A 25,522-nucleotide genomic window follows, 5' to 3' on the forward strand; every position below is an offset into this window, starting at 1 on the left:
CGAAAGCACAGGCCATGAAGTTCGTCGCTCAGTACCGCAACCGCCGCAACCACGTCCGCTCGCTCCGCGCCCTCTACGCACGCGCCAACGCTGTCTCCAGCCCGGCCATGCGTGACGAGCTCCTCGTTATCGCGCAGCGCTCGGATTTCTCGCGCTGATCGCTTTTTCGGCGTAGATCCAACCCAGCCCCCACAGGGCACCGAACACCCAGCCGGCCAGCACGTCCGTCGTCCAGTGCGCACCCAGATAGATCCGAGAGAATCCGATCAGCAGGGCCGCGACCACAGGCAACGTCAGTAGCACCGGCCGATGCAGCCACGGAGTGGACGATCGCAGCATCACCGCGATCGCCACCGTGGCAAGCAACATCGACATCGTCGCGTGGCCGGACGGAAACGAATGGCTCGAAATCTCCACCAGGCGTTCAGGAATCGGTGGACGTTCCCGCGCGAACGCGAACTTCAGCGCATTCATCAGCCCCCACCCGGTGAGCATCGAACCCGCGACCATCCACGCGTCGACAGTCCTCTTGGACGTCAGCAACGCGCCCCACACCCCCGCGGACAACACGAACATCATGAAGGTGTTCCCCACCGTGGTGATGATCCAGAACATCGTCGTGACCCAGCCGACTCGATGCTCGACCATCCACTCCAACACGGCATGGTCAGGCCCCACGAGGTCGCTCCCAACTTTCCACACAATGCACTGTTCCGTCCGCGGTCACCCACCACGGCACAGCACGGTCACCGCTGACAGCCCCCGACAACCGCACCACGAGTTCGCGGTGCACCACCACCGAACCTGTCGGCAGCGGTAGACCCAGCACCGCACAGGCCAGCACGGCCCCGGGCTCTCGATCCCACGAGCTGACGCGTCCGACTCCGCGAACCTCGCCGGTGATGGCCTCCGACGCCCGCCTGATGTCGAGGACATCGGCCAACGCGGCTGCCGTGGTCATGTCCGAGAGCACCGCCACCTCCGGTGGCACGACCGGTGCCAGCCATGGCGCATCGACGACCAACCCGTCCGACGCATCGGCCACGGTGCCGCCGAGAGTGCGCACGCGATCCGGTGGATCGAGATCCGCCACGTCGATGCGTCGATCCAGGACGGCACTGGCGATCAGCGTGTGCGTGCGCGCGATCACCGCCGCCGTCGGATGTCGCTGCGGGTCCTCGAGTGCACGCAACAACACCCGCGCGCTCTCGACGCTCTCACACGTCGACGCGGCGAGCACCGCGTGCAGTTCGTCGGCGCGCGGATGATCGAACGGATCGAGCAGACCGGCGAACGTCTCGTCCGACGGCGCCCGGAACGTGGTCGGCGAGCGGTTGTCGATCAGCGCATGACGTCGCAGCCACCATGCCGTGTAGCCGTCCCGGTCGGTCATGGCTGCACGGGTACTCGGTTCGTCGAGCAGAATCGTCAGAGCTTCGGCCCAGGCATCCGACCGGACCAGGTCGAGATCACGAACCGCAACAAGGGTTTCCGGCTCCGTGGCCAGACTCGACCACCAGGCGGGCTCGTCGTCCAGGTCGTGATCCGGCCCCGTCGGACACTCGTCGCGCACCACCGAGAACCCCCAGCCGACGCCCACCGCGCGCAGGGCCCGCTCACCGAACCTGGCCACCGAGGCCGCCGACAGAACACCGAACGGCGAATCCCGAACCAACAGCCTCGCCAACGGTGCACCGGGCAGCAACAGTTCGTCCGCACTGCGCAATTCGCCCTCGTCGTCTTCGAGTGGCAGACTCCCGAGCCACCCCGGAAGCTCTCCCGCCTCCCCCGCCAGCGCCAGCACTGCCGACACCAGGCTATCCACCTCGTCGCCGTCCCAATCGAGATCGTCGAGGGCCGCTTCGAGGGCGGGATCCGACAACAGCTCGGCCGCAGTGGCCTCCCGCGCACCCAGCCGAATCAACAACGGACTCACCGCATCCGGATGCACCAGGCGTACCCACGTGACCTCGGCCGACGCGTCCGACCCGACGACGGTAGTCCGTGGACCGGTGACCGTACGACCGTCCGCAAGCGGAACCGGCAGCGCAGCAAGTTCTTCCGCTGCCAACCCGTCGACGACGAGCGGAGTCAACGCGTCGTACAGCCGCCGCCACCAGGCCGGCTCACGGGCCTGCCCGCCGAGCATCTCGGCCAACCGCGCCAACCCGATGCGGTGCACTCCCACCGCCGACAACGCCGACGCGTGCCGCGCGCCCGACAGAGCGGCGTCCACCAGATTCGGGACCACATCGAGCAACACCGCGGCGAGTTCCTCGGTGGCATCGGCAAGAACATGCGCACGTTCTGGTACGAGATCGGGTCCGTCGGCAGCGGGAAGCCATGGTGCGGTGGACAATCGGCGGAAGATCAGCTCACGTAGCGCACCGTCGATCGCACTGCGCGCGAACCCGACCTCGGGTACGAACGACACTCGCGCGGACGCAGGCAACGACGCCACGAAATCGGGATAACCGTGGGCCACCTCGGCGACAGAGACGCCGGGCAACACCCGTCGACGATCCGGCTGCATGGGTACATCGGCAACGACCAACGCGGGCAACGACAACAGCTCGTCCGACCGCGTCGGGGCCCGCAACACATCCGGCGCTGCGGGAACGGGTAGACCGTCGACCATCGGAACGATCCACCGCGCAGCCGAGGTGGTGTACTGCAGCCACGTTCGCGAACCGATGGCGATCTCGACGCGTGCATCGTCGAGTTCCGTTCTCACACAGTCGACGACGACGCCATCGATCTCGATGGAATCCAACGCGTCGAGCTCGAGCAACAATTCGACGGCCTCGTCGAGGAACCCCCCGGCAAAGGATTCCGCTTGCACATCGGGTCGCGGCGTCAACACGATCTCGGTATCGAACCCGGCAGCGGGAGGTGTGGAAGTAGGCCACGCCAACCGAAGCACCGGCACACCCGACTCCGGCACTGTCATGTCCCGCTCGCGCAACGCGCTCAGAGTGCGCTCGGCACTGAAGATCACCCCGCCACCGCGCGAGCGGACCTCGATCTCGTCGGACGCCGATCGCACCGCGGTGAAGCCGACCCCGAACTGTCCGACACCCGGATCGGCCGCAGCTTTCGCCGACGCCCGCAGCGCGGTGAGAGCGTGCACACCCGACACGTCCAGTGCGGCACCGGTGTTGGCGACATGCAGTGCACCCGCCTCGTCGGTCCACACCGAGAGCCGACCCGGGACGCCGGCTCGCTGCGCAGCATCAGCCGCGTTCTGTGCCAACTCGGTCAACAAACGATCGCGGTATCCCCCGCGCACCAGATCTGCCTCGGATGCCGAATCTTCCCGCAGCCGCGTGGGCGAGGAACCCCAGGACGCGAGAATCGACTCGCGAAGCGACCCGGTACCGAAAGGATCGATCAGCTCGGCGATGCCGAATCCTCCTGCTGCACAACATCGTCGACACTGGAATCGGCGACGAGATCGACACCGGCATCGGCATCGACTGCGGGAGACGCGTCGTCAGTAGAAGAGGCGTCGCCAGTGGAAGGGGCTGCATCAATGGAAGGCGCTGCGTCAGCTTCATCGTTCCCGGTCTCGACCACCTCGGGCTCTGCCGGTGCGGAGTCTGCCGATTCAGGTGCTGCCGCGTCGGGCTGGGGTGCCTTGGACTCCGCCACCGCTACCGTCTCGGCCGACGAGACGATCGCTTCCGAATCATCTTCTGCAACAGCGTCGTTCGCGGTAGGCTCGTTCGACTGTGCGGCACCGGTCGGCGACGGAGTGACGTCGAGTGCTGCGTCGTCGTACGGCTCGAACTGCGGCGAGCCCGCTCCGGTGGGCAGCTCGGTATCGGAGTGCGCGCCGCAACCGTATTCGACGTGCACCACATGACCGTCGGCGGCGAACTCGTTGCCACACACTCCGAACGCTGCGGAGAGCGATCCCGCGAGGGGTAGGTAGAAACCGCAGAGTCCACACGTGGACGGCGCGGCCTTGGCCATCTCGCTGTCCGGGCCGAAGTCGCCGTCGTGCCATCGTTCGGCGGCATCGAGCCGTCCCTCGAGGCTGGTGACCTGAGTGCGGCCGAGCCCGATCTCGCCGGCCACCTCGTCGATGGCGGGGTCACCGGACGCGACGTATCCCGGCACCAGCCGCGGGTCGTCTCGACGTGGAGAGAGCAGATCGCCCGGCCCGAGATCACCGGGTCGGATGCGCTCGTCCCAGGGCACCCAGGACGGTGCCACGAGAGCATCGGGACCGGGTAGCAGCACGAGTTCGCTGACGGTGGCGTGATCGGCGTCGTCGGGAGCAGCGACGACAACGGCCCACTGCCATCCGCGATAGCCGTCCAGATCGCTGGCGAAGCGGTGGGTGGCAGCACTGTCGTCCTCCACGGTCACGCCGAGGTACTCGCCGACACCGCCCTCTCCCAGCTCGAGCAGAGCCTGCCGCGCGAGATCCACGGCATCGGCCAAGACGGGGCGGATGGATCCGAGCTCTGGAGAAGATACGACACTCACACATTCAGTTTGCCGCATCAACTCGGTGACGCCCAGTTCGGGCTGCCATCATGGATGCAATGACCGTCCGCGCTCGCACCTTCGCTGCACTCGTGACGTCCCTGTTGACCGTCACCGCCTGCTCGTCGACGTCGGGTCCAGGCGACTCGGCCCCCATCACGTCGGACTCGGTACCCACGCTGGGCGCCGAGGTTCTGCGTTCCTACGATCGCGCCGACGACGCCTTCACTCAGGGGTTCGAGATCGACGGTGATGTGCTCTACGAGGGCACCGGGCTGGAGGGCTCCTCCTTCGTCCGCCGCACGTCGCTCGAGAACATGACCGAGCTGGGGCGGGTCGATCTGCCGTCCGACCTGTTCGGCGAGGGCATCACCGTCGACGGCGACACCCTGTGGCAGATCACCTGGCAAGACGGAGTCGCCATTGCCCGCGACCGAGACACCCTGGCCGAACAGCGCCGAGTGGACTACGACGGCGAAGGATGGGGGCTGTGCACGCAGGGTGAAGGAACCCCGGACGACCGACTGGTCATGAGCGACGGCACGTCCACCCTGACCTTCCGTGACCCCACATCCTTCGACGCCGTGAACACCGTCGACGTCACACTCGACGGCAATCCGGTGGAACGGCTCAACGAACTCGAATGCGCCGAGGACGGCTCGATCTACGCCAACGTCTGGCAGACCTTCGACATCATGCGCATCGACCCCACCACCGGCCGCGTCACCGCCGTCGTCGACGGCAAGCCGATGTGGGATTCGATGTCGGCCACCGAGCGAAACGGAGCCGACGTCTTCAACGGCATCGCCCAGATCCCCGGGACCGACAGATTCCTCGTGACCGGCAAATTCTGGCCCAAGATCTTCGAGGTGCGATTCACCGATCCCGCGGCCGTAGGACAGAATTGATCACGTGACCGATCCGCGACTCCCCCACCCCACGCCAGGTGCGGAAAGCTCGGGCGCTGGCACCGAAATAGGTCACTCCGCAGGCTCCGCTCCTGGCAACGAAACCGGTCACTCCACTGCTGACGAACAGAGCTCGGAGCATCCCGGTTTCGTCAACTATCCACCGGCCGACCCCCGTGCTGTCCAATCCGGTGCCGGCGGCCACGTTCCGAGCCGCCGCCAACCGTTGCCGCCGCTGCACCCGGCGCGCACGCAGCAGATCACTGCCGCGCGCGGCCGAACCGGCGGCCGTAAGCCACCACCGATGCCCAAGAAGCTCACCGTCACCCGCGTCGCGGCGATGCGTGGGCGCGAGCTGACCGGCAAAGGAATCGCGTCGTTCCAGCGGGCTGCGAAAGCCGATGGGGCGGACAAGTCCGGGCTGACCGCGCTGACCTACGCGACGATGGCGAACTTCGCATCGGACGCTGCCCTGGCGATTGCACTGGCCAACACGCTGTTCTTCTCCGCGGCGACCGGTGAGGACAAGACGAAGGTTGCGCTGTACCTGGTGATCACCATCGCTCCGTTCGCGCTGATCGCGCCGCTGATCGGCCCGTTGCTCGACCGGTTGCAGCACGGCCGACGCATCGCGCTGGCCACCTCGTTCGGCCTGCGTACCGTGCTGGCGGTGGTGTTGGTGTTCAACTTCGACAGTTGGGTGCTCTATCCAGCGGCGCTGGGCATGCTCGTCCTGAGCAAATCGTTTGCGGTACTCAAGAGTGCGGTGACGCCGCGGGTACTGCCACCGGAGATCGACCTCGTCCGCGTCAACTCGAGGCTCACCGTCTTCGGACTGCTCGGGGGCACCATCGCCGCAGGCGCTGTCGCCGGCGGTATCGCCTTCGTCGCCGATTCGCCCGGCGCACTGTGGTTCGTCGCCGCGATCACCGTGCTCGGCGCATACCTGAGCATGCGCATCCCGTCCTGGGTGGAAGTGACCGAGGGCGAAGTTCCGGCCACCCTCGGCTACCACGCCGACCAGCATCACAGCAGCGATTACCCCGGCAGCGGTGCCCCGACCGAGAAGCTGAAGCGCACCCCACCGCCTGCCACCGCCGCCAAGAACCGCAGGCAGCCACTGGGCCGTGCGGTGATCGTCGGACTCTGGGGCAACGGCACGATCAGAATTCTTACCGGCTTCCTCACGCTGTACATCGCGTTCGTCGCAAAATCCCGCACCGAACACGAGCCGCTGCAGCAGGCCGCAATGCTCGGACTGGTCGGAGCCGCCGCCGGTCTCGGCAACTTCGCCGGCAACGCACTCGGTGCCAGGATCAAGCTCGGCCGACCATCGGTGGTCGTCCTGCGGTGCACGGTCGCGGTGACGGTCGTCGCCGTCGTCGCAGCTGTCACGGACAGTTTGCTCACCGCCGCCGTGGCCGCCCTGGTCGCGTCGAGCGCGAGCGCACTGGCCAAGGTCTCGCTCGACGCGTCTCTGCAGTCCGACCTGCCTCCGGAGTCCATTGCATCCGGGTTCGGCCGCTCGGAAACCGTCATGCAGCTGTGCTGGGTTCTCGGCGGAACGCTCGGGGTGTTGCTTCCCACCGAGTACTGGCTCGGTTTCACGGTCGTGTCGGTGTTGCTTACGATCGGCCTCGTGCAGACCTTCCTGACCTACCGCGGTCGATCATTGCTACCCGGGTTCGGTGGCAACCGGCCCGACCATGTCGAACAAGAAGTATCCGACAGCTCCTACGGCGAAAACGTGACCAAGTGAACCTGGCTCCCCGCACCAAGAAGATCGCGTCGCTGATCGCCGCCGGCCTGTTCGTGATCGCGGTCGCGTTCGTCGGGGTACTCGCCGTCCTGATCGGCAATGCCCCCGACAAGGAACCGGTCGTCACGGCGTACTCCAACGGTCGAGCCGTACAAGTCGAGCCCTACCTGTACTGCGCCGTGAGCGACCCGCTGTGCACCAACGTCGGCGAGACCGCCGAGATCCAGGTGGGATCTGCCCCGACGGTGCAGTTGTCGATGCCCGAGGCCGTCTACTCCGCGCCGTGGGAACTGGCATTGGTCTACGGCGACGACACCGGGGCGGTCGTCGAGAGCAGCCAGTTCAATCAGCCGGGAACCCGGCTGAGCGTCACCGTCCCGACGACGGACGACGGCGGCCGAACCCTGCTCGGAATCGAGGTTCGGCTACCCACGGGAATCATCGACACCGACACCAATACCGAGAGCTTCGTCAGCCACGCGATCTGGTCCATCGGCACGCGTCCGTAACGATCAGCTGTCGAGCTCGCGAGCGACGGCGCGGACCACCTCGGAGATGCGCTGAGCGATCTTGCGGTCCGGGTACTTGCCCTTGCGGAGTTCCGGCTGCACCGTCGCTTCGAGCAGCGTGATCATGTCCTCGACCATGCCGTGCAGTTCGTCGGGTGTGTGCTTGCGCTCGACGGGCTCGCGGCGGGTGCTGCCGCTGTTCTGGCGAATCGACGGGGCAGGCTCGAGAACCTTCAGGCTCAGTGCCTGCGGGCCACGACGGCCCGCGGCCATGCCGAATTCGACGCGCTGGCCGGCTTTGAGGCCGTCGACGCCTTCGGGCAGCGCTGACGAACGCACATACACGTCCTCGCCTTCCTCCTGCGAGAGGAATCCGAATCCCTTGTCGACGTCGTACCACTTCACCTTGCCGGTCGGCACTGAGCTCACCCGTTCATCTGTTGCTGTCGTTGGTTTCGTATCCGCACGCCCGATGTCGGGACCCTGCGGTGTGCACAAGTTTCGCGCCCCACGAAAACGCAGGACGCGAATACGCCAGTCTAGCGCGCAGGCCCCGAATAGGGCATTCCGGTTTTTCGCACGACGCACCGCCGCGCACTACCGTGGTGGTGTGGACTCATCTACTCGCAAGCGAAGTACTGCACTGCTGCGCATCGCGCTGGTGCTGTTCGCGATCGGCCTCGTTGCCATCGTCGCGATCCTGTTCTTCCCGGTCTTCTCCGACGCCAAGCCGCCGCTGGGCCTGTACCTGACGGCGATGTTCTCGGCACCCGCCGGATTCGTGCTCGCTGTGGTGTACGCGCTGCTCTCCGGCCGACGGGCGCGATAGATCATGCGACTGCTCCTGAACGTCATCTGGCTCGTGTTCGGTGGACTGTGGCTCGCACTCGGCTACTTCTTCGCGGGACTCCTGCTGTGCATCCTGATCGTGACCATTCCGTTCGGGATCGCGTCGTTCCGCATCGGCGTCTACGCCCTGTGGCCATTCGGGTCGACGATCGTCGACAAGCCCGGCGCGGGTTCGGGTGCCCTCGTGGGCAACGTGCTCTGGCTCGTCCTCGCCGGGTGGTGGCTGGCGCTGACACACGTCGTCACGGCGATCGCGATGGCCATCACGATCATCGGTATTCCGCTCGCGATCGCGAACCTCAAGTTGATTCCGGTCTCGCTCATGCCGCTGGGGAAAGACATCGTTGCGGTTCGGTGACCTTTCGAGGCCCCCTCGCGTGATGTGACTTCCGTCACATCACGCTTCGGTAACAGACCGGCAACAGCACGGGGTCGATCACCGAGAACAGCCACTAGCTGGGCCTATTCGAGCGACCGGAATCAGACCGTCGGGACGGTCGCGGACACACGAAAAAATCGACGGTTACCAAATAGTGACGTAACCCGGGAATTTCAGTACGGTCAGCAGCGGCCGGAAAGTTCGGCCGAATTCCGGCCCGCAGCGCCAAACCTCGTCCCGCGGGAACCGGAACAACCCTCGACGATCACCCAGGGGACGAGGACGGGGGACCCACGTCCTCCACGGACAACCGGGAACTTGTAGCGACTCACGAAGCCGCACCGAGTTCCCTTGGGGTGAAGCCCAATTGCTCATCCGATATGGAAAAGCAAGAAGGCCGGGCTACCTCTCAGCCCGAACCCGACAGCTGACCTCGCAGGCGCGTGTGGAGAGGATTTCAACTCGTATGAGCGGACGTCATCGCAAGCCGAGCACCACTGGCAAGACCGTCGCAAAGGTCGCCGTCACCGGTGCCATCATGGGCACCGCGGGCATCGCCTTCACCGGTACCGCCAACGCGGCACCGGATTCCGACTGGGATCGCCTTGCGCAGTGTGAAGCAGGCGGCAACTGGGGCATCAACACCGGCAACGGCTTCCAGGGCGGATTGCAGTTCTCCCCCAGCACCTGGAACGCACACGGTGGACAGCAGTACGCGGCAACGGCCAACCAGGCCAGCCGTGAAGAGCAGATCGCAGTCGCCGAGAAGGTCCTCGACTCGCAGGGCTGGGGCGCATGGCCCTCCTGCTCCTCGAGCCTCGGTCTGAGCAGCGCACCCACCGAGCGCAGCGTTCCGGCCACTCCCAAGGCACCGGAAGTTCCCGCCCTCCCCGATCTGACGTCGATCCCGTCGATCGATGCGTCGGCCGAGGTCGTCAACGGCATCGTCACCGCCGTCCAGAACATCACCAACGATCCCCAGATCGCGTCGTTCGTCCAGAACGCCGCTCAGGGCATCCAGCTCGATCCGCAGGTCGTCAGCTTCTACCAGGCGAACAAGGCGTTCCTGCCCCAGTAGCAAGAACCGCCGCTATACGAGAAAAGCCCCCGACATCGCGAAGATGTCGGGGGCTTTCTCGTGTTCGGGCGCCGTTGTCAGCGATTGACGACGGTCACCGGATGGGCGTAGGGCAGGTCTTCGACGGGCAGCGGGAACTCGGTGTCCTCACCGAAGGGCGACAAGCCACCCGATCGAGCGGACGAGAGTTCGGTCACCGCGTGGTCACCGCGAGCGGTTTCCGGCCAGCCTGGATCGACATAGGGCTTCTTCGACTTGTTCACCATGGGCCCATTTTGACACCTGCCCTGCGGCGAGCACCAGCCCAGGTCTCTAATCTGATAGACGATGACCGACACGACTGCGCCCCGACACACCGACATGCCTCCCGATCTGCCTCAGTGGATCGCAGCTCGCACAGACGCGGAGCTGATCAAGGCCATGTCGTTGCGTCCGGATCTGACTGCGCCGCCGCCCGCCTCGCTGGCAGTGCTGGCCGGCCGGGCAGAGCAACGCCGGTCGATCCTGCACACTGCGGACACCCTCGACACCCTGGCCCTGACCGTGCTCGAGATCCTGGCCATCGAAGAGGCCTACGAGCGTCCGGTCACCAGGGCCACGCTGCTGTCCGTCATCGCCAAGCGCGCCCCGGCCAAAGCCGTGGACAGAGCGCTGTCCCAACTGCGCGAACGCTTTCTCGTCTGGGGCGACGCCGCTGGGTTCCGGATCAGCGCAACCGCTGCGGACGCCGTGCCGTGGCGCATCGGCCGCGCTCTCGACCCGGTGGACACCCTCACCGAAACCCACATCACCACAGCGCTGGCCGCACTCGAAGACGGCGAACGCAATCTTCTCGACACCCTGGCCAGGTCTTCGCCCACCGGCCGTACCCGAGACGCCGCGCCGGGCACCCCACCCGATCGGCCCGTGCAGAAACTGCTCGCCGCAGGCCTGCTGATCTGGTTGGACGAGCAAACCGTCGAACTCCCCGTCCAGGTCGGTCAGATATTGCGCGGCGAGCCCATGACGGATCCCCGCTCACTCGCCGAGCCGAAGCTGACGACCACTGCACATGCGCTCGCCGACGTCGACGCTGCTGCGGCGGGCGAGGCACTGGAGCTCGGGCGGCACTGTGTGGCCATCATCGAGGCGCTGTCCGCGTCGCCGGCTCCCGCCCTCAAGGCCGGCGGGCTCGGAGTGCGCGAGCTGCGCAAGATCACCAAGGCCACCGGACTCGACGACGACCGCGTGAGCATCCTCGTCGAACTGCTCGCCGCCGCCCATCTGATCTCCAGCGGAACCCCGGACCCTGTCCCCTCTGCCGACACCGGCGACGACTACTGGGCACCGACGCCCGCCGTCGACGCGTGGCTCGCCGCGGCCCCGGCCGCCCGGTGGCACACCCTCGCCTCCGCCTGGCTCGAGACGCCGCGAGCCCCGTGGGTGATCGGCATGCGTGACCCCAACGACAAGCCCATCGCCGCGTTGTCCGACGAAGTCCGCTCGCCTGCCGCGCCCCGCGACCGTCGCATGATCCTGGAGCTGCTCGCCGAGCTCGGCAGTGGACACGCCGCGACGCCCACCGACCTCACCCGCACACTGACGTGGCGTCGACCCCGGTGGTCCGGACGGTTCGGCGTGACACCCGTCGGGCACGTGATCGCCGAGGCGACCGCGTTGGGAGTGGTCGCGCGCGGCGCGATGTCGACGCCGGGACGCTCGCTGCTGCACGACGGTAATGCCGAGGCCGACATGCGCGCGGCACTCCCCGAGCCGATCGACTACGTGTTGGTGCAGGCCGACCTGACGCTGGTGGCACCGGGACCGCTCGAACCGGATCTGCAGGATCGGATCGCGCTCGTCGCCGACGTCGAGTCGGCGGGTGCCGCGACGATGTATCGCATCAGCGACACGAGCCTGCGCCGGGCCCTCGACGTGGGCCTGACGGCCTCGGAGTTGCATTCGTTGTTCGCGACCCATTCCCGCACTCCGGTTCCGCAGGCCCTGACGTATCTGATCGACGACGTGGCCAGGCGTCACGGCCGGCTACGCGCCGGCGTGGCCGCGTCGTTCGTCCGGTGCGAGGACCCGGCGTTGCTCGCCGAGGTGATGGCCTCTCCGGCCGCCGAGTCGCTGGCCCTGCGCGCCCTTGCCCCGACCGTCGCGATCTCCCAGGCACCGCTGGCCGAGGTGCTGTCGGTACTCGCCGGGGCCGGATTCGCGCCCGCGGGTGAAGACTCGTCCGGCACCATCGTCGATCTTCGAGCCCGCGGCTCCCGGGTGTCGGCGCGGCGGCCGCGCCAGACCTTCCGTACCCCGGCCGTTCCCACCGACGAGCAGCTCGGGTCGTTGGTACGCGGAATGCGAGCCGCCGACCGCGCTGCGGGCAACGGCGGTGCGGTGGTGCGCGCCGACGGATCTCGCGCGAGCAGCACCGCGACGATGACGCTGCTGCAGACAGCAGCGAAGGTCAAGCGCAGCGTCAGCATCGGGTACGTCGACGCACAGGGCGTCGCGACCCACCGCATCGTCGATCCGATCAGCATCGGTGGCGGTCAACTCGACGCATTCGACCCCGCCACCGGGGGCGTGCGGCGGTTCACTCTGCACCGCATCACCTCCGTCGCCTTGGTGGACTGAGTCACTGCTCACGTGCACGCGGGCCCCTACCTGTGGACAATGGAGAAGTTGCGCTCTTTCGGGCGCAGCAGAAGTCTCTAGGAGGAACCGTGACCGACGGCCCGCTGATCGTCCAGTCCGACAAAACGCTGTTGCTCGAGGTCGATCACGAACTCGCGGGCGCAGCGCGGGCGGCGATCGCACCGTTCGCCGAGCTCGAACGTGCGCCCGAGCACGTGCACACCTACCGCATCACCCCGCTGGCGCTGTGGAACGCGCGCGCTGCCGGTCACGATGCCGAGCAGGTGGTCGACGCGTTGGTCAACTTCTCGCGCTATGCGGTACCGCAGCCGTTGCTGGTCGACATCGTCGACACGATGGCCCGATACGGCCGGTTGCAGTTGGTCAAGAGCCCGGTCCACGGTCTAGTGCTGATCAGCCTGGACCGCGCCGTGCTCACCGAAGTGATGCGGCACAAGAAGATTGCGCCCATGCTCGGCGCGATGGTGGACGAGGACACGGTCATCGTGCATCCGAGCGAACGCGGCCACGTGAAGCAGATGTTGCTCAAGATCGGCTGGCCCGCCGAGGACCTCGCCGGCTACGTCGACGGCGAAGCGCACCCGATCGAGCTCGATACCGAGGGTGGCAAGTGGACGCTGCGCGACTACCAGGAGATGGCCGCGGATTCGTTCTGGGCCGGCGGCTCCGGCGTCGTCGTGCTGCCGTGTGGTGCGGGTAAGACCATGGTCGGTGCGGCGGCGATGGCCAGAGCCAAGGCCACCACGCTGATCCTGGTCACCAACACCGTCGCCGGCAGGCAGTGGAAGCGCGAGCTCATCGCTCGCACGTCGCTCACCGAGGAGGAAATCGGCGAGTATTCGGGCGAGCGCAAAGAGATCCGCCCTGTGACAATCGCCACGTACCAGGTCATCACCCGTCGAACCAAGGGTGAGTACAAGCACCTGGAGCTGTTCGATTCCCGCGACTGGGGATTGGTGATCTACGACGAGGTACACCTGCTTCCCGCACCGGTGTTCCGCATGACAGCCGACCTGCAGTCACGGCGTCGACTCGGCTTGACGGCCACGCTCGTCCGCGAGGACGGACGCGAGGGCGACGTCTTCTCGCTGATCGGGCCGAAGCGCTACGACGCGCCCTGGAAGGACATCGAGGCGCAGGGGTGGATCGCACCGGCCGAGTGCATCGAGGTGCGCGTCACCCTCACCGACGCCGAGCGCATGTCGTACGCGGTCGCCGAACCCGAGGAGCGCTACAAGCTCTGCTCGACGGCGCACACCAAGATCGCCGTCGTGAAGTCCATTCTGGCGAAACACCAAGATGCTCCAACGTTGGTGATCGGCGCGTACCTCGATCAGCTGAACGAACTCGGTGAAGCCCTGAACGCGCCGGTGATCCAGGGCTCGACCAAGAACAAGGAACGCGAGGTGCTGTTCGACGCCTTCCGCAAGGGTGAGATCCAGACTCTGGTGGTGAGCAAGGTGGCGAACTTCTCGATCGACCTTCCCGAAGCGTCGGTGGCAGTCCAGGTTTCGGGAACGTTCGGCTCCCGGCAGGAAGAAGCCCAGCGACTGGGCCGATTGCTTCGGCCGAAACACGACGGTGGTCAGGCGCACTTCTACTCGGTGGTCTCGCGCGACACCCTCGACGCCGAATACGCCGCGCATCGGCAGCGGTTCCTCGCCGAACAGGGATACGCGTACCGCATCACCGACGCCGACGACCTGCTCGGCCCGGCAATCTGACGCTTCGTGTCGGGATCGGCGGCATGCTAGGAATAGCAGTGTGCGCCGATTCGAGTTCCCTGTAGACGTAGCCCACGCGAAGTCGGTCAACGAGACGTTCACCGAACTTCGCCGGCTGCGGATGTCCGCGGCGCTCACGGCAGCGGTCCTGCTGGCACTGGGGATCTGGTTCTTCTGGATCGCGACGCCGTGGTCGTACATCCTCGGCGGCGTGTTCTGCATCGGGGCGGCGACGTCCCTGTGGGTCATGGTGTGGGCACCGAAGAAGATGGGGTCCATCGAATCGCTCTACACCCGGGGCGATCTGGTTCCGGCGGTGGTGGCCGAGACGATGCCGAGCGGCGCGACGTTGCTGTCGCTGGTCGATGTCGCGAAACCAGGAGTCGACGAGCCGCACTACGTCCTGATCACGCGCGTCGTCCGTGCGCTGCCCGGCCACGCCGTCGAACGCGGTGCCGAGGTGCCTGCGGTGTCGGTGCTCGCCGATCGCGGCCGTAACACCGGTGGACGCACCTGGCAGCTGGTGTCGGCGATGCCGATCGCCTGGGGCACCACCGACGCGGCCGTCCTGGCACGCGCCGCCGCCGAGATCACCGAGGGCGAATGGGCACTGCTGCACGCCAACATCGGACTGTCGGAGAAGGTACGCAAGGCCAAGAACCAGCAGCTGCTCGTCGACCCCGCCGATCTGCCCGAGGACCTGACGCGGCCTACCGAAGAGCCGGGAGTGGAGCCTGCGGAACGACCTACCGAAGAGCCGGGATGACCTCGCGCTCGAAGAGTTCGATGCCGGAGCGGTCGTAGGCGGCTTCCGGGAAGTAGAAGATTCCGTACGTCATGCCCTGCTGCTGCAGTTCGGTGAGGTTCTCGACGATCTGCTCGGGTGTTCCGACGGCGGGCATTCCGCGGTATGCGCCCAATGCCTCGTGTGCCTTCTCGGCTCCGACGTGTTCGGTCAGTCGAGCCTCGAGAGCGCGTAACCGCTCCTGCACCTCGGCCTCCGTGGAGCCGATGGCCACGTTGTAGTTGGCCGAGCGGACGATGGCGTCGAAGTCCGTGCCGACGGTTGCGCAATGATCGCGCAGCAGAGCCGATTTGGCGGCGAAACCGGTAGGGGTTCCATCGAAGTTGGTGTAGTTCGCGTATTTCGCTGCGATCTTCAGTGTCACTTTTTCGCCGCCACCGGCGATCCACAGTGGGATGCCGCCCTCCTGCAGGGGCAGTGGGCGCACCACGGCACCGTCGATCTCGTAGTGCTTGCCGTCGAGATACACCTCGCCGGTGGTCCACGCTTGTTTGAAGATCTGTACGCCCTCGTCGAGGCGGCCCAATCGTTCACCGGCAGAGGGAAATCCGTAGCCGTAGGCGCGGAACTCGTGCTCGTGCCAACCGCCGCCGATACCCATCTCGACCCGACCGCCGGAGATGATGTCCACTGTCGCAGCAACTTTCGCCAGATAGGCGGGGTTGCGGTAGGACATCGCAGTGCACATCTGACCCAGTCGGATACGCGAGGTGGACGCGGCCAGTGCGGACATCAGCGACCAGGCCTCGTGCGTCGCCTCGTCCGTCGCGACAGGAACGGTGTGGAAGTGGTCGTAGACCCACAGTGATTCCCACGGTCCGGCTTCGGCGGCAACGGCATGCTCGCGCAGCACACTCCACTGCTGGGCCGGATCGATCCCGACCAGATCCAGCCGCCAACCCTGAGGCACGAACATTCCGAATCGCATGACAGGCACAGTACAGACGCAGGTCCGACGCTCGCGCCGGCTGTGTGAACTACGCTGCAGGAATGTCCGAGATGTTGCCGTCGCGCACAGTGACCCGGTTGCGCCCGTTCGCATCGACCATTTTCGCCGAGATGACCGCGCTCGCGGTGGCGAAGAACGCCGTCAATCTGGGGCAGGGATTCCCGGACACGGACGGACCGTCGGCCATGCTCGAGGCCGCGCGTGACGCCATCGCGAACGGTCTCAACCAGTACTCCCCCGGCCCGGGGATGCCGGTGCTGCGCGCAGCCATCTCCGATGACCGGCTCGCCCGGTTCGGACTTCGGTACGACCCCGATTCGCAGATTCTCGTGACCGTGGGTGCCACCGAGGCCATCTCGGCGACGCTGCTCGGCTTGATCGAGGCGGGCGACGACGTGCTGTTGATCGAGCCGTTCTACGACTCCTATGCGGCCGCTGTGGCGTTGGCCGGAGCCACTCGCACGGCCGTACCCCTGGTCACCGACAGCAACGGATGGACCGTCGACACCGACGCCCTCGAACGCGCCGTAGGGCCGCGAACGCGCATGCTGATCGTCAACTCGCCGCACAATCCCACCGGCACCGTGTTCGATCGCGAGACGATGATCCGTATCTCCGAGATCGCGATCGCCCACGACCTGCTCGTGCTCACCGACGAGGTGTACGAGCATCTGATCTTCGACGACGGTGTGCACACCCCGATCGCGACGCTGCCGGGCATGTTCGAGCGAACCGTCACCGTGTCCAGTGCCGCGAAGACGTTCAACGCCACCGGCTGGAAAACCGGGTGGGCGCTCGGACCGAAAGAGCTGATCGATGCGGTGCGCGCCGCCAAGCAGTTCATGAGTTTCGTCGGCGGCACCCCGTTCCAGCCCGCCGTCGCGTACGCACTCGGTCACGAGCAGGCGTGGATCGCCGCCATGCGCGACGGTCTGCAGCACAAGCGAGACACGCTGTCCGCGGCGTTGACCGAGGCGGGTGCGGACGTCAAGCACAGCGCCGGAACGTATTTCGTGTGCGCCGATATCGCACCGATCGGCCGCGGTGATGCGTACGAGTTCTGTCGCTCCCTGCCCGATCTCGTGGGCGTCGCCGCGGTACCGGTGACTGCCTTCGTCGACGAGCCCGCGCCGTGGAATTCGTTGGTGCGCTTCGCTTTCTGCAAGCAAGACCACGTGCTCGCCGATGCCGCCGAGAGGTTACGGCGATTGTGACTGCGCAACCGACGATTCCGGCGTACTTCGTCAGGCAAGCCGTCGACCTCGCGGCCAACGGCGGAGTGGACCTGACGTACCCGTTGTCGATGGCCGGGATCGGAACCACCATTCTCGACGACCCGGCGGAGCGGCTCACCACCCGACAGGTCACCGCGTTCACCCAGGCCGTCTGGGCGATGACCGGCGACGAACTCTTCGGACTCGCCGCAGTTCCCGTGCGGCGCGGCAGTTTTCGGGTGGTGTGTCAGACGTTGATACACACGGAGAACCTGTGGGCAGCGCTGATTCGAATGTCCGAGACCATGCGCGTGCTCATTCCGGTGAAACCGATGACGCTGGATCGAACGGAGCAGTCGACGGTCCTGACGGTGCACGTCGAAGCCACGACCGACCTCAGCCCCGAAGCGAACGAGCTCGCCGAGCGATTGCTGACCGACTTCCTGTTGATTCTGCTGCATCGGTTCGCGGCGTGGCTGATCGGTAACCGGGTCAAACTCCTGTCGGTTCAGTTGCCCTATGCACTGCCCGGGCCCGAGGCCGGGAAGATGTACGACACCATATTCGGAACTCATGTGCAGTTCGGATCCGACCGCGCCGCACTGGAATTCGACACCGCGCTCATGCGCGCCCCGATAGTGCAGACCGAGGCGACACTGGCCGAGTACCTCGCGGAGTCACCCAACCTGCTGTTCTCGTCGAGGGACTACGACAGCACTGCGTCGAGTCAGGTCCGAAGAGCCCTGGAGACCGGATTCAGAGGCGGTACGCCGGCTACCGAAGAGATTGCGGCCATGCTCAACATCAGCCCGCCGCATCTGCGCCGCGTTCTTCGCCAGGAAGGCACTTCCATCAATCAGCTCCGCGAGGAGGTTCTGCGCGACGCGGCCATCTCGGGGTTGAGCCGCGGCGACAGCGTGGACGACATCTCGGCCCGCCTGGGCTTCTCCGAACCGAGCGCATTCCGCCGAGCCTTCAAGCGCTGGACCGGCCAAACTCCCGGCGCGTATCGATAGAGCTCAGCGCGATCAGCTGACGCAGAACTCGTTGCCCTCGAGATCGGTCATGGTGATCCAGGTGCTGGGCCCTTGCTGCCCGCGATGCAGTACCGACGCGCCTCGACCTTCGAGTGCGGTCACCACCGCCTCGCGTCCGTCACCGACACGAACGTCGAGATGGAGTCGGTTCTTCACGGACTTCGATTCGGGTACCGCCTGAAAAAGCACCCGCGGGGTGCCCGGAGATTCCGGATCGGTGATGCCCTGGCCTGCTCGCCACACCAGAACGCCGTCGAACACGGTTGTGTCCTCCTCTCGGGCGTGGCCTGCCGCAACCATCTCGCGAATGAACTCCTCGTTGCTGGGTTCGACCTGCCAGCCGAGAGTCTGTGCCCACCATGCCGCGAGCGCATGCGGGTCGACGCTGTCCACGACGACCTGAAATCGGTAACCCATGCGAGAACGATACCGCCGGGAGCTGGCAATGGGAACACCTGTTCGATACAGTCGAGTCATGTCGCTCGCGATGCAAGGTTCGCTGTTCGGTGACGACGACGGTGGCGTCGGGTCGCTGCAGTCCGTCACCCGCCGCGAGCTGACGCTCGGTGCCTGGGTCGATGTGCGGCCGGGCTGGTTGTCCGACAGCGACCTCTTCGATTCGCTGGTCACCGACGTCGACTGGCGCGCCGAACGCAGGCAGATGTACGACCGCGTGGTCGATGTGCCGCGCCTGGTTCGGTACTACGCCGAGCGGGAGCACTGGCCGCATGCGACACTGTACGAGGCCCGCGATGCACTGGACGACCACTACCGAAGCGAGCTCGGGGAGTCGTTCGCCACCGCGGGACTGTGTTACTACCGCGACGGGTCCGACAGCGTCGCCTGGCACGGCGACAACATCGGCCGCAGCGCCACCGAGGACACGATGGTGGCGATCGTATCGCTCGGTGCTACAAGACAACTCATGCTCCGTCCCCGCGGCGGCGGGACCTCTCTGAAATTCACCCTCGGTCACGGCGACCTGGTGGTGATGGGCGGGTCCTGTCAACGGACCTGGGAGCATGCAATTCCCAAATCGACCCGCGCGGTCGGCCCACGCATCAGCGTGCAATTTCGACCGCGCGGGGTTCGGTAACGCACGACGCGTCAGCGCGCGGCGTTCGAGGCCCGACGCGTCTCGACGGCCGCCGCGAGAGTGGCCAATTGCGTTGCCGTCGTGTCCCAGTCGAGGCATGCATCGGTGATGGACTGGCCGTACACGAGCTCGTCGCGGTGGCCGATTTCGAGGTCCTGACGCCCTGCGACGAGGAAACTCTCGAGCATCAGCCCGACAATTCCGTGCTCGCCGGCCGCGACCCTGGTGGCCACGTCGGTGACGACGTCCACCTGCTTGTTGTGGTCCTTACGGCTGTTGCCGTGGCTGGCATCGATGACAACTCGCTCCGGCAACCCCGACTTACGCAGGCGGGCAACGGTATCGGCCACGGACTCGGCGTCGTAGTTCGGTCCGTCGACGCCGCCGCGCAGGATGACGTGGCAATCGGGGTTTCCGACGGTCCTGATCAAGGCCGCCTTGCCGTCGAGATCGGTTCCGGGGAAGACGTGGCTCGCCGCGGCGGCGCGGGTTCCGTCCACGGCGACCTGGATGTCACCTTCGGTCGAGTTCTTGATGCCGACCGGCATCGACAAGGCGCTGCACAGCTGCCGGTGCACCTGGCTGGCTGCGGTCCGTGCTCCGATGGCACCGTAGCTGACCAGGTCCGCAATGTACTGCGGGGTGATCGGGTCGAGGAATTCGCAGCCGACGGGCAGGCCGAGCGCCGAGATGTCCAGCAGCAGCTGGCGTCCCACTCGAAGACCTTCGTTGATGTCGAAGCTGCCGTCGAGGTGCGGATCGTTGATCAGACCCTTCCAGCCGAGCGTCGTCCGCGGCTTCTCGAAGTAGACCCGCATGACGATGTGCAGTCGATCGCCCAGCTCGGCTGCCGTGGCGGCGAGGCGTCGGGCGTAATCGAGGGCAGCGTCGGTGTCGTGCACCGAACACGGGCCGACCACGACGATCAGTCGGTCGTCACGGCCGTCGAGAACGTCGACGACACCGGAGCGTCCGGTACGAACACTCGCCGAGATCGCGTCGTCCACCGCGTGCTCGCGGCGTACGACCGACGGCGCGACCAGCGGACTGATGCTGATCGTGCGCTGATCGTCGAGTGACGGGGTGTCGAGGGAGAGCGTCATGAGAGGGTTTCCTGTTCCCAGGCCGGCTCCGCATGCTCCACGCGCACTTCGAGCCGGTCTGTATCCGGCTCGTGGGGTGGAGGGTCAGCGCATGGCGTCGCTGGCTGACCCACCCGGGGCCGGCCTGCTAAACCAGAAATACGTGCGCTGCATGAAGAGCACCGTAACAGACTCTCCCGTGATGCATCTATGCTCGTCCCTGCAGTCGGTTCGCCAGGTGGTCATGAGGAGCCCCGAAGTTCACCTCGGCGTCGAGCGGTGCGTGCAGTCACGGCGCATCGCGAGAGGGAACCCGGTGAGAATCCGGGACTGTCCCGCAGCGGTATGCAGGAACGACCGCCGTCATCACGCACTGAAGAAGCCTCTTCGGGAAGCGACGGCCAGTAGGAGTGGGCTCTTCGTCCGCGCGCCTGCAAGTCCGAATACCTGCCCTCTGTGCTGTGCACGCCGTGTGCAGCGGTTCACCGCCTCGTGGAATGGGCGCGTAACCCTGGTACGGCTGTAGTCAGGGCTCACCGGGATCTGCGCGCCCGTGAAGACGGTGCACCACCCACGTGTAGTCACCCTGGAGATCAACTGTGAACAACGATTTCACCGCCACCGTGCTCGGTTCGGCTCGCATCGGACCCAACCGAGAACTGAAAAAAGCCGTCGAATCCTATTGGGCCGGAAAGATCGACGCCGAGGCCCTCGAATCGGTCGCGAAGAATCTTCGCGAGAACGATTGGCACACACTCGCAGCCAGGCTCGATTCCGTTCCGGTGAACACCTTTTCGTACTACGACCAGATGCTCGACACTGCGGCCCTCCTCGGAGCGTTGCCACCGCGAGTCGAGGCGGTCGAAGGTGAACTCGATCGGTACTTCGCCGCCGCCCGCGGCACCGAGACCATCGTCCCGCTCGAAATGACCAAATGGTTCGACACCAATTACCACTACCTCGTGCCCGAGATCTCGCCGGAGACCACGTTCTCCCTGCACCCGGACAAGGTGCTCGGCGAGGTGAACGAGGCTCGTGCACTGGGGATCCCGGCACGTCCGGTGATCATCGGACCGGTCACCTTCCTGTTGCTGTCCAAGTCCGTCGGCTCCTCCGATTCGCTGCTGGGACGGGTGGACGAACTGATACCGCTCTACGACCGTCTGCTCGAACTCCTCGCCGCAGCCGGAGCCGAGTGGGTCCAGATCGACGAACCGGCGCTGGTGCGCGATCTCGACGACGAGACCGTCGCAGCGGCGACCCGATGCTTCGAGCAACTCGCAGCCTCGCAGACCCGCCCGGCCATTCTGCTGGCGTCCTACTTCGGCGACCTGGGCGACGCGCTGCCCGCAGTGGCGTCCACCGGGATCGAGGGCCTGGCCGTCGATCTGACCGTTCCTGGTGTGGCCGAGCAACTTGCAGCTACTCGCGCTACCTCGACGATGCTCGTCGTGGCCGGCGTCGTCGACGGACGCAATGTCTGGCGCACCGATCTCGACGCCGCGCTCGAGACACTGTACGAGGTCGGCAGACATGCGCGCGCAGTGGCGGTGTCGTCGTCGTGCTCGCTGCTCCACGTTCCCTATTCGTTGGACGCCGAACCTCAGCTCGAACCGACACTGCGGTCGTGGCTGGCGTTCGGGAACGAGAAGATCACCGAGGTCTCGGTGCTCGCGCGCGCACTCCAGGGCGGAACAGCCGGGGAAACCGATCGATTCGTGTCGGGCCGATTCGAGTCGGCCCGCGCGGCTCTGGATTCGCGGAGACACGATGCACGACTGCACGATCCGACAATCCGTGCGCGTGTGAACAGCGCTGCCGGCCGTGACCGCAGCCCAGGAGACGTCCGCCGCGTCGTGCAGGCCGAGCATCTCTCGCTCCCTGTTCTGCCGACGACGACCATCGGCTCCTTCCCACAGACGAGCACGATCCGCCGCGCGCGGGCGGCGCTGCGCAGCGGCACCGTCGACGAGCCGGAGTACGTGCGGCAGATGCGCGCGGAGATCGCCGATGTCGTTGCACTGCAGGAGCGTCTGGGGTTGGACGTGCTCGTCCACGGCGAGCCCGAACGAAACGACATGGTGCAGTACTTCGCCGAGCAACTCGACGGTTTCGTCGTGACCGCCAACGGCTGGGTGCAGTCGTACGGGTCACGGTGCGTGCGACCACCGATCCTGTACGGCGACGTCTCCCGCCCGGCACCGATGACGGTGGAATGGGCGACGTACGCGCAGTCACTGACCGACAAACCGGTCAAGGGCATGCTGACCGGTCCGGTGACCATTCTCGCGTGGTCGTTCGTCCGAGACGACATCCCGGCGGCCGAGTCGGCAGCTCAGATCGCCTCGGCGATTCGAGACGAGACGATCGACCTGGAGTCGGCGGGGATCCGCATCGTCCAGGTGGACGAGCCCGCGCTCCGCGAACTGCTACCGCTGCGCTCGAAAGACACTGCAGCGTATCTGGATTGGGCCGTCCGCTCGTTCCGGATCGCGACGTCCGGCGTCGACGACGCGACACAGATCCACACGCACCTGTGCTACTCCGAGTTCGGTGAGGTCATCGACGCCATCGTCGCCCTGGACGCCGACGTGACGTCCATCGAGGCCGCACGCTCGCGCATGGAGGTGCTCGACGACCTCACTGCGGTCGGCTTCGCACTCGACGTGGGACCCGGTGTCTACGACATCCATTCGCCGCGAGTTCCGACGGTTGCCGAGATCACCGAGTCGCTCCGCGCGGCGGCCGAGGCAGTTCCCCTCGAACGGCTCTGGGTCAATCCGGACTGCGGACTGAAGACACGAGGCCCGGCCGAGGTCGAGCAGTCATTGAGAAACATGGTCCTGGCCGCGGCAGCGCTGCGCTGACCCCATGTGAGCGGAACTTCGACCCCTGCTACGAAGTTCCGCTCACGTGGTCGCCAGGCTAGGGTTACCTATCCATGCCCGCTCGGTGAAAGAGATCGAAGTGAAACGTCTGCTCGTCGTCACTGCCCTCGTCGCAGTCGCAGCTCTGACCACCGTCGCGTGCGGCGACAGCGGCGAGCAGGCACCGAGCACCGCCACCTCTCCCACCTCCAACACCGACGCCGCATCGGACTCACCGGGCCCCACCGGCATTCCCGACGGAATGGGTTCGGGTGCCGCCGACGGCGAGTTCCCGCGCACCGTCGGGCATTTCGGCGGATCCACCGACATCCCCGCCGAGCCGAAGAAGATCGTGGTGATCGCCACCGGCCAGCTCGACGCCGCATTGACCCTGGGCGTGACCCCCACCGGTGCCGCCTACGGCGACGGAGCCGATCTGGTGCCCGACTACATCAGCTTCTCGTTCCCCCAGTACGCGGACCAACTGACGCAGATGGCAGATCTGGGCAACCGCCAGAGCGTCGACATCGAGGCCGTCGCCGCCGCCGAACCCGACCTCATCCTGGCCAACAAGACCGGCTCGGAAGACATCTACCCGACGCTGTCGGCCATCGCGCCGACCGTATTGACCGAGGGCACCGGCGTGAACTGGAAGCAGGACTTTTTTCTTCTCGCGGATGCACTGGGACGCACCGAGCAGGCGCAAGGGTTCCTGGACACATTCGCGTCCGACGCTCGCGCACTGGGTGATTCGGTCTCCAACGGCGGCGGATCCGGGGGCGCTCCGACGGTGTCGTTCGTCCGCTTCACCGCAGACCGGGCACGCGTGTTCGGCGTCGCGTCGTTCGCTGGATTCATCGCCTCGGACGCTGGGCTGGCGCGCCCGCCCAGCCAGCAATTCGACAAGACCTCGCAGGACTTCAGCGAGGAAGAGATCCAGTTGGCGAACGCCGACTGGGTATTCGTCTCCAGCCAGGACGCGGAAGCCGATTCGAGCGCTGCGTCGTACACCACCAATCCATTGTGGACCGGGATGAGCGCGGCAACGCAGAACCACATCGTGCGCGTCGACGACGACCCGTGGTACCTCAACGCCGGCCCCACGGCGGCGACCATCGTGCTCGACGGCCTGAGAAACGCTCTGCAAAGCTGACCCCCATGTGAGTGGCACTTCGTAGCAGGCTACGAAGTTCCACTCACATCGGGCGGATAGGTTGCGCACAACTTAAACGTGCACTACTGTTCTTCTCGTGACCAACGAACTCGCACTCGATCGTCAGGTGTGCTTCGCGCTGTACTCCGCTTCGCGGGCTACCACCGCGGTGTATCGCCCGATGCTCGACAAGTTGGGCGTCACGTACCCGCAGTACCTGGTTCTGCTGGTGCTGTGGGAGAAGGACGGGCGCGGCGTCAAGGACATCTGTGCCGAACTCGATCTCGACACCGGCACGCTCTCGCCGATGCTCAAGCGACTCGAAGGGCTCGGCTTCATCGAGCGTCGACGCCTGAGCAGCGACGAGCGCCGCGTCGAGATCCATCTCACCGAGACCGGAAGCGACTTACGCGCTGAGGCACTCGACATCCCGCGCAAGTTGGCCGAGAAGACCGGCATGGACGTCGGCGATCTCGTCAAGCTCAAAGAATCGCTCGACGCGTTGACGAGCGCTTTGCATCACACCGATTCGAGCACGACAGAAGGAGAATCATGAAAACCATCTACACCGCAGAGGCACTCGCCACCGGCGAAGGCCGTAACGGCCACGCCCGCACCTCCGACGGACGTCTCGACCTCGATCTCGCCATCCCGGAGGCCATGGGCGGCAGCGGAAACGGCACCAACCCCGAGCAGCTGTTCGCAGCCGGCTACGCCGCGTGCTTCCACTCCGCACTGCAGATGGTGGCGCGTCAGGACAAGGCCGACGTCACCGACTCGGCTGTCGGCGCTCGCGTCGACATCGGCCCGAACGACCAAGGCGGCTTCCAGCTCGCAGTCACCCTCGAGGTGACTCTGCCGAACCTCAGCCGCGAGAACGCACAGGCACTGGCCGACAAGGCACATCAGGTCTGCCCGTACTCCAACGCCACCCGCGGCAACATCGACGTCACCGTCACCGTCACCGAAGACGAGTAAG

General features: G+C 66.1%; 25 protein-coding genes and 2 riboswitches. Of the genes, 17 read left to right on the forward strand and 8 right to left on the reverse strand.

What is annotated here, in order from left to right; all coding sequences use genetic code 11:
• Positions 1-14 precede the first annotated feature (14 nt).
• Complete coding sequence (locus AB0P23_RS14080) at positions 15-158, forward strand: hypothetical protein (protein ID WP_167327272.1); 144 nt, start codon at positions 15-17, stop codon at positions 156-158.
• Here the strand turns inward: AB0P23_RS14080 and AB0P23_RS14085 are convergent.
• From AB0P23_RS14085 to AB0P23_RS14095, 3 genes are read right to left on the reverse strand one after another with little or no spacing between them, the layout of a single operon-like run.
• The gene (locus AB0P23_RS14085; protein WP_027495902.1) at positions 127-678 is read right to left on the reverse strand and encodes a phosphatase PAP2 family protein; all 552 of its coding nucleotides are present in this window, start codon (positions 676-678) and stop codon (positions 127-129) included. The genes AB0P23_RS14080 and AB0P23_RS14085 overlap by 32 nt on opposite strands.
• The gene (locus tag AB0P23_RS14090) at positions 668-3,394 is read right to left on the reverse strand and encodes an ATP-binding protein (protein WP_283550811.1); all 2,727 of its coding nucleotides are present in this window, start codon (positions 3,392-3,394) and stop codon (positions 668-670) included. The genes AB0P23_RS14085 and AB0P23_RS14090 overlap by 11 nt, the downstream gene beginning before the upstream one ends.
• Positions 3,391-4,494: a DUF3027 domain-containing protein gene (locus AB0P23_RS14095; protein ID WP_230593034.1), complete on the reverse strand. Its 1,104-nt coding sequence runs from the start codon at positions 4,492-4,494 to the stop codon at positions 3,391-3,393. The genes AB0P23_RS14090 and AB0P23_RS14095 overlap by 4 nt, the downstream gene beginning before the upstream one ends.
• 50 nt (positions 4,495-4,544) lie before the next feature.
• Between AB0P23_RS14095 and AB0P23_RS14100 the strand changes: the two genes are divergently transcribed.
• Genes AB0P23_RS14100 through AB0P23_RS14110 form a run of 3 tightly spaced genes read left to right on the forward strand, consistent with a single transcriptional unit; the run spans position 4,545 to position 7,670 of the window.
• Positions 4,545-5,402 (forward strand): glutaminyl-peptide cyclotransferase, encoded by an 858-nt coding sequence (locus tag AB0P23_RS14100; protein WP_094650612.1) that lies wholly within the window; start codon positions 4,545-4,547, stop codon positions 5,400-5,402.
• A 4-nt stretch (positions 5,403-5,406) separates the two neighbouring features.
• On the forward strand, positions 5,407-7,161 hold the full coding sequence (locus tag AB0P23_RS14105; protein WP_206498737.1) for an MFS transporter: 1,755 nt from the start codon (positions 5,407-5,409) through the stop codon (positions 7,159-7,161).
• Complete coding sequence (locus AB0P23_RS14110) at positions 7,158-7,670, forward strand: DUF2771 domain-containing protein (RefSeq protein ID WP_032372961.1); 513 nt, start codon at positions 7,158-7,160, stop codon at positions 7,668-7,670. The genes AB0P23_RS14105 and AB0P23_RS14110 overlap by 4 nt, the downstream gene beginning before the upstream one ends.
• 3 nt (positions 7,671-7,673) lie before the next feature.
• On the opposite strand, the gene AB0P23_RS14115 is transcribed toward AB0P23_RS14110, so the two are convergent.
• Positions 7,674-8,090, reverse strand: coding sequence for a cold-shock protein (locus AB0P23_RS14115; RefSeq protein WP_167327283.1), 417 nt, complete (start codon positions 8,088-8,090; stop codon positions 7,674-7,676).
• Positions 8,091-8,280: 190 nt separating this feature from the next.
• On the opposite strand from AB0P23_RS14115, the gene AB0P23_RS14120 reads away from it, so the two are divergent.
• From AB0P23_RS14120 to AB0P23_RS14130, 3 genes are all read left to right on the forward strand, one after another.
• On the forward strand, positions 8,281-8,499 hold the full coding sequence (locus AB0P23_RS14120) for a hypothetical protein (protein ID WP_363797915.1): 219 nt from the start codon (positions 8,281-8,283) through the stop codon (positions 8,497-8,499).
• A 3-nt stretch (positions 8,500-8,502) separates the two neighbouring features.
• Positions 8,503-8,877 (forward strand): YccF domain-containing protein, encoded by a 375-nt coding sequence (locus AB0P23_RS14125; RefSeq protein WP_027495895.1) that lies wholly within the window; start codon positions 8,503-8,505, stop codon positions 8,875-8,877.
• Positions 8,878-9,147: 270 nt separating this feature from the next.
• Positions 9,148-9,356, forward strand: a riboswitch (cyclic di-AMP (ydaO/yuaA leader).
• Positions 9,357-9,364: 8 nt separating this feature from the next.
• Positions 9,365-9,976, forward strand: a complete 612-nt coding sequence (locus AB0P23_RS14130) for a transglycosylase family protein (RefSeq protein ID WP_027495894.1) — start codon at positions 9,365-9,367, stop codon at positions 9,974-9,976.
• 77 nt (positions 9,977-10,053) lie between these two features.
• Here the strand turns inward: AB0P23_RS14130 and AB0P23_RS14135 are convergent, their stop codons facing one another.
• Positions 10,054-10,242, reverse strand: a complete 189-nt coding sequence (locus tag AB0P23_RS14135; RefSeq protein WP_008719333.1) for a hypothetical protein — start codon at positions 10,240-10,242, stop codon at positions 10,054-10,056.
• A gap of 61 nt (positions 10,243-10,303) precedes the next feature.
• Here AB0P23_RS14135 and AB0P23_RS14140 point away from each other — a divergent pair, with 61 nt between their 5' ends.
• From AB0P23_RS14140 to AB0P23_RS14150, 3 genes are all read left to right on the forward strand, one after another.
• Positions 10,304-12,595, forward strand: a complete 2,292-nt coding sequence (locus tag AB0P23_RS14140; protein ID WP_032372962.1) for a helicase-associated domain-containing protein — start codon at positions 10,304-10,306, stop codon at positions 12,593-12,595.
• A gap of 89 nt (positions 12,596-12,684) precedes the next feature.
• Positions 12,685-14,340, forward strand: a complete 1,656-nt coding sequence (locus AB0P23_RS14145; RefSeq protein WP_027495892.1) for a DNA repair helicase XPB — start codon at positions 12,685-12,687, stop codon at positions 14,338-14,340.
• A gap of 40 nt (positions 14,341-14,380) precedes the next feature.
• Positions 14,381-15,106, forward strand: a complete 726-nt coding sequence (locus AB0P23_RS14150) for a DUF3239 domain-containing protein (RefSeq protein ID WP_169879424.1) — start codon at positions 14,381-14,383, stop codon at positions 15,104-15,106.
• On the opposite strand, the gene AB0P23_RS14155 is transcribed toward AB0P23_RS14150, so the two are convergent.
• Positions 15,087-16,073, reverse strand: a complete 987-nt coding sequence (locus AB0P23_RS14155; protein ID WP_027495891.1) for an LLM class F420-dependent oxidoreductase — start codon at positions 16,071-16,073, stop codon at positions 15,087-15,089. The genes AB0P23_RS14150 and AB0P23_RS14155 overlap by 20 nt on opposite strands.
• Positions 16,074-16,135: 62 nt before the next feature.
• Here AB0P23_RS14155 and AB0P23_RS14160 point away from each other — a divergent pair, with 62 nt between their 5' ends.
• Positions 16,136-17,308 (forward strand): pyridoxal phosphate-dependent aminotransferase, encoded by a 1,173-nt coding sequence (locus AB0P23_RS14160; protein WP_032372973.1) that lies wholly within the window; start codon positions 16,136-16,138, stop codon positions 17,306-17,308.
• Positions 17,305-18,324: an AraC family transcriptional regulator gene (locus tag AB0P23_RS14165; RefSeq protein WP_027495889.1), complete on the forward strand. Its 1,020-nt coding sequence runs from the start codon at positions 17,305-17,307 to the stop codon at positions 18,322-18,324. Before AB0P23_RS14160 ends, AB0P23_RS14165 begins: the two co-directional genes overlap by 4 nt.
• Before the next feature lie 12 nt (positions 18,325-18,336).
• On the opposite strand, the gene AB0P23_RS14170 is transcribed toward AB0P23_RS14165, so the two are convergent.
• On the reverse strand, positions 18,337-18,762 hold the full coding sequence (locus AB0P23_RS14170; protein ID WP_032372963.1) for a VOC family protein: 426 nt from the start codon (positions 18,760-18,762) through the stop codon (positions 18,337-18,339).
• Between the two features lie 58 nt (positions 18,763-18,820).
• On the opposite strand from AB0P23_RS14170, the gene AB0P23_RS14175 reads away from it, so the two are divergent.
• Positions 18,821-19,441, forward strand: coding sequence for an alpha-ketoglutarate-dependent dioxygenase AlkB (locus AB0P23_RS14175; protein WP_363797920.1), 621 nt, complete (start codon positions 18,821-18,823; stop codon positions 19,439-19,441).
• 11 nt (positions 19,442-19,452) lie between these two features.
• On the opposite strand, the gene AB0P23_RS14180 is transcribed toward AB0P23_RS14175, so the two are convergent.
• Positions 19,453-20,544, reverse strand: a complete 1,092-nt coding sequence (locus AB0P23_RS14180; RefSeq protein ID WP_363797922.1) for a 3-deoxy-7-phosphoheptulonate synthase — start codon at positions 20,542-20,544, stop codon at positions 19,453-19,455.
• A 239-nt stretch (positions 20,545-20,783) separates the two neighbouring features.
• Positions 20,784-20,993, forward strand: a riboswitch (cobalamin riboswitch).
• 129 nt (positions 20,994-21,122) lie between these two features.
• Between AB0P23_RS14180 and metE the strand changes: the two genes are divergently transcribed.
• From metE to AB0P23_RS14200, 4 genes are all read left to right on the forward strand, one after another.
• Positions 21,123-23,390 (forward strand): 5-methyltetrahydropteroyltriglutamate--homocysteine S-methyltransferase, encoded by a 2,268-nt coding sequence (gene metE, locus AB0P23_RS14185; protein ID WP_032372965.1) that lies wholly within the window; start codon positions 21,123-21,125, stop codon positions 23,388-23,390.
• Positions 23,391-23,490: 100 nt separating this feature from the next.
• Entirely contained in the window at positions 23,491-24,543 is a 1,053-nt protein-coding gene (locus AB0P23_RS14190) for an iron-siderophore ABC transporter substrate-binding protein (RefSeq protein ID WP_363797924.1), read from the forward strand.
• A gap of 97 nt (positions 24,544-24,640) precedes the next feature.
• Positions 24,641-25,099: a MarR family transcriptional regulator gene (locus AB0P23_RS14195; RefSeq protein WP_032373743.1), complete on the forward strand. Its 459-nt coding sequence runs from the start codon at positions 24,641-24,643 to the stop codon at positions 25,097-25,099.
• Entirely contained in the window at positions 25,096-25,521 is a 426-nt protein-coding gene (locus AB0P23_RS14200) for an organic hydroperoxide resistance protein (RefSeq protein ID WP_032365872.1), read from the forward strand. The genes AB0P23_RS14195 and AB0P23_RS14200 overlap by 4 nt, the downstream gene beginning before the upstream one ends.
• The last annotated feature ends 1 nt before the right edge of the window (position 25,522 follow it).

This window comes from Rhodococcus sp. NPDC077669, from assembly GCF_040686915.1.
Lineage (GTDB): Bacteria > Actinomycetota > Actinomycetes > Mycobacteriales > Mycobacteriaceae > Rhodococcoides > Rhodococcoides fascians.

Coding starts and splice junctions, on each gene's coding strand:
- AB0P23_RS14140 (WP_032372962.1), top strand. CDS start 10,304: ATGACCGACACGACTGCGCCCCGACACACCGACATGCCTCCCGATCTG.
- AB0P23_RS14170 (WP_032372963.1), bottom strand. CDS start 18,762: ATGGGTTACCGATTTCAGGTCGTCGTGGACAGCGTCGACCCGCATGCG.
- AB0P23_RS14175 (WP_363797920.1), top strand. CDS start 18,821: ATGTCGCTCGCGATGCAAGGTTCGCTGTTCGGTGACGACGACGGTGGC.
- AB0P23_RS14155 (WP_027495891.1), bottom strand. CDS start 16,073: ATGCGATTCGGAATGTTCGTGCCTCAGGGTTGGCGGCTGGATCTGGTC.
- AB0P23_RS14135 (WP_008719333.1), bottom strand. CDS start 10,242: ATGGTGAACAAGTCGAAGAAGCCCTATGTCGATCCAGGCTGGCCGGAA.
- AB0P23_RS14080 (WP_167327272.1), top strand. CDS start 15: ATGAAGTTCGTCGCTCAGTACCGCAACCGCCGCAACCACGTCCGCTCG.
- AB0P23_RS14180 (WP_363797922.1), bottom strand. CDS start 20,544: ATGACGCTCTCCCTCGACACCCCGTCACTCGACGATCAGCGCACGATC.
- AB0P23_RS14100 (WP_094650612.1), top strand. CDS start 4,545: ATGGATGCAATGACCGTCCGCGCTCGCACCTTCGCTGCACTCGTGACG.
- AB0P23_RS14125 (WP_027495895.1), top strand. CDS start 8,503: ATGCGACTGCTCCTGAACGTCATCTGGCTCGTGTTCGGTGGACTGTGG.
- AB0P23_RS14160 (WP_032372973.1), top strand. CDS start 16,136: ATGTCCGAGATGTTGCCGTCGCGCACAGTGACCCGGTTGCGCCCGTTC.
- AB0P23_RS14130 (WP_027495894.1), top strand. CDS start 9,365: ATGAGCGGACGTCATCGCAAGCCGAGCACCACTGGCAAGACCGTCGCA.
- AB0P23_RS14200 (WP_032365872.1), top strand. CDS start 25,096: ATGAAAACCATCTACACCGCAGAGGCACTCGCCACCGGCGAAGGCCGT.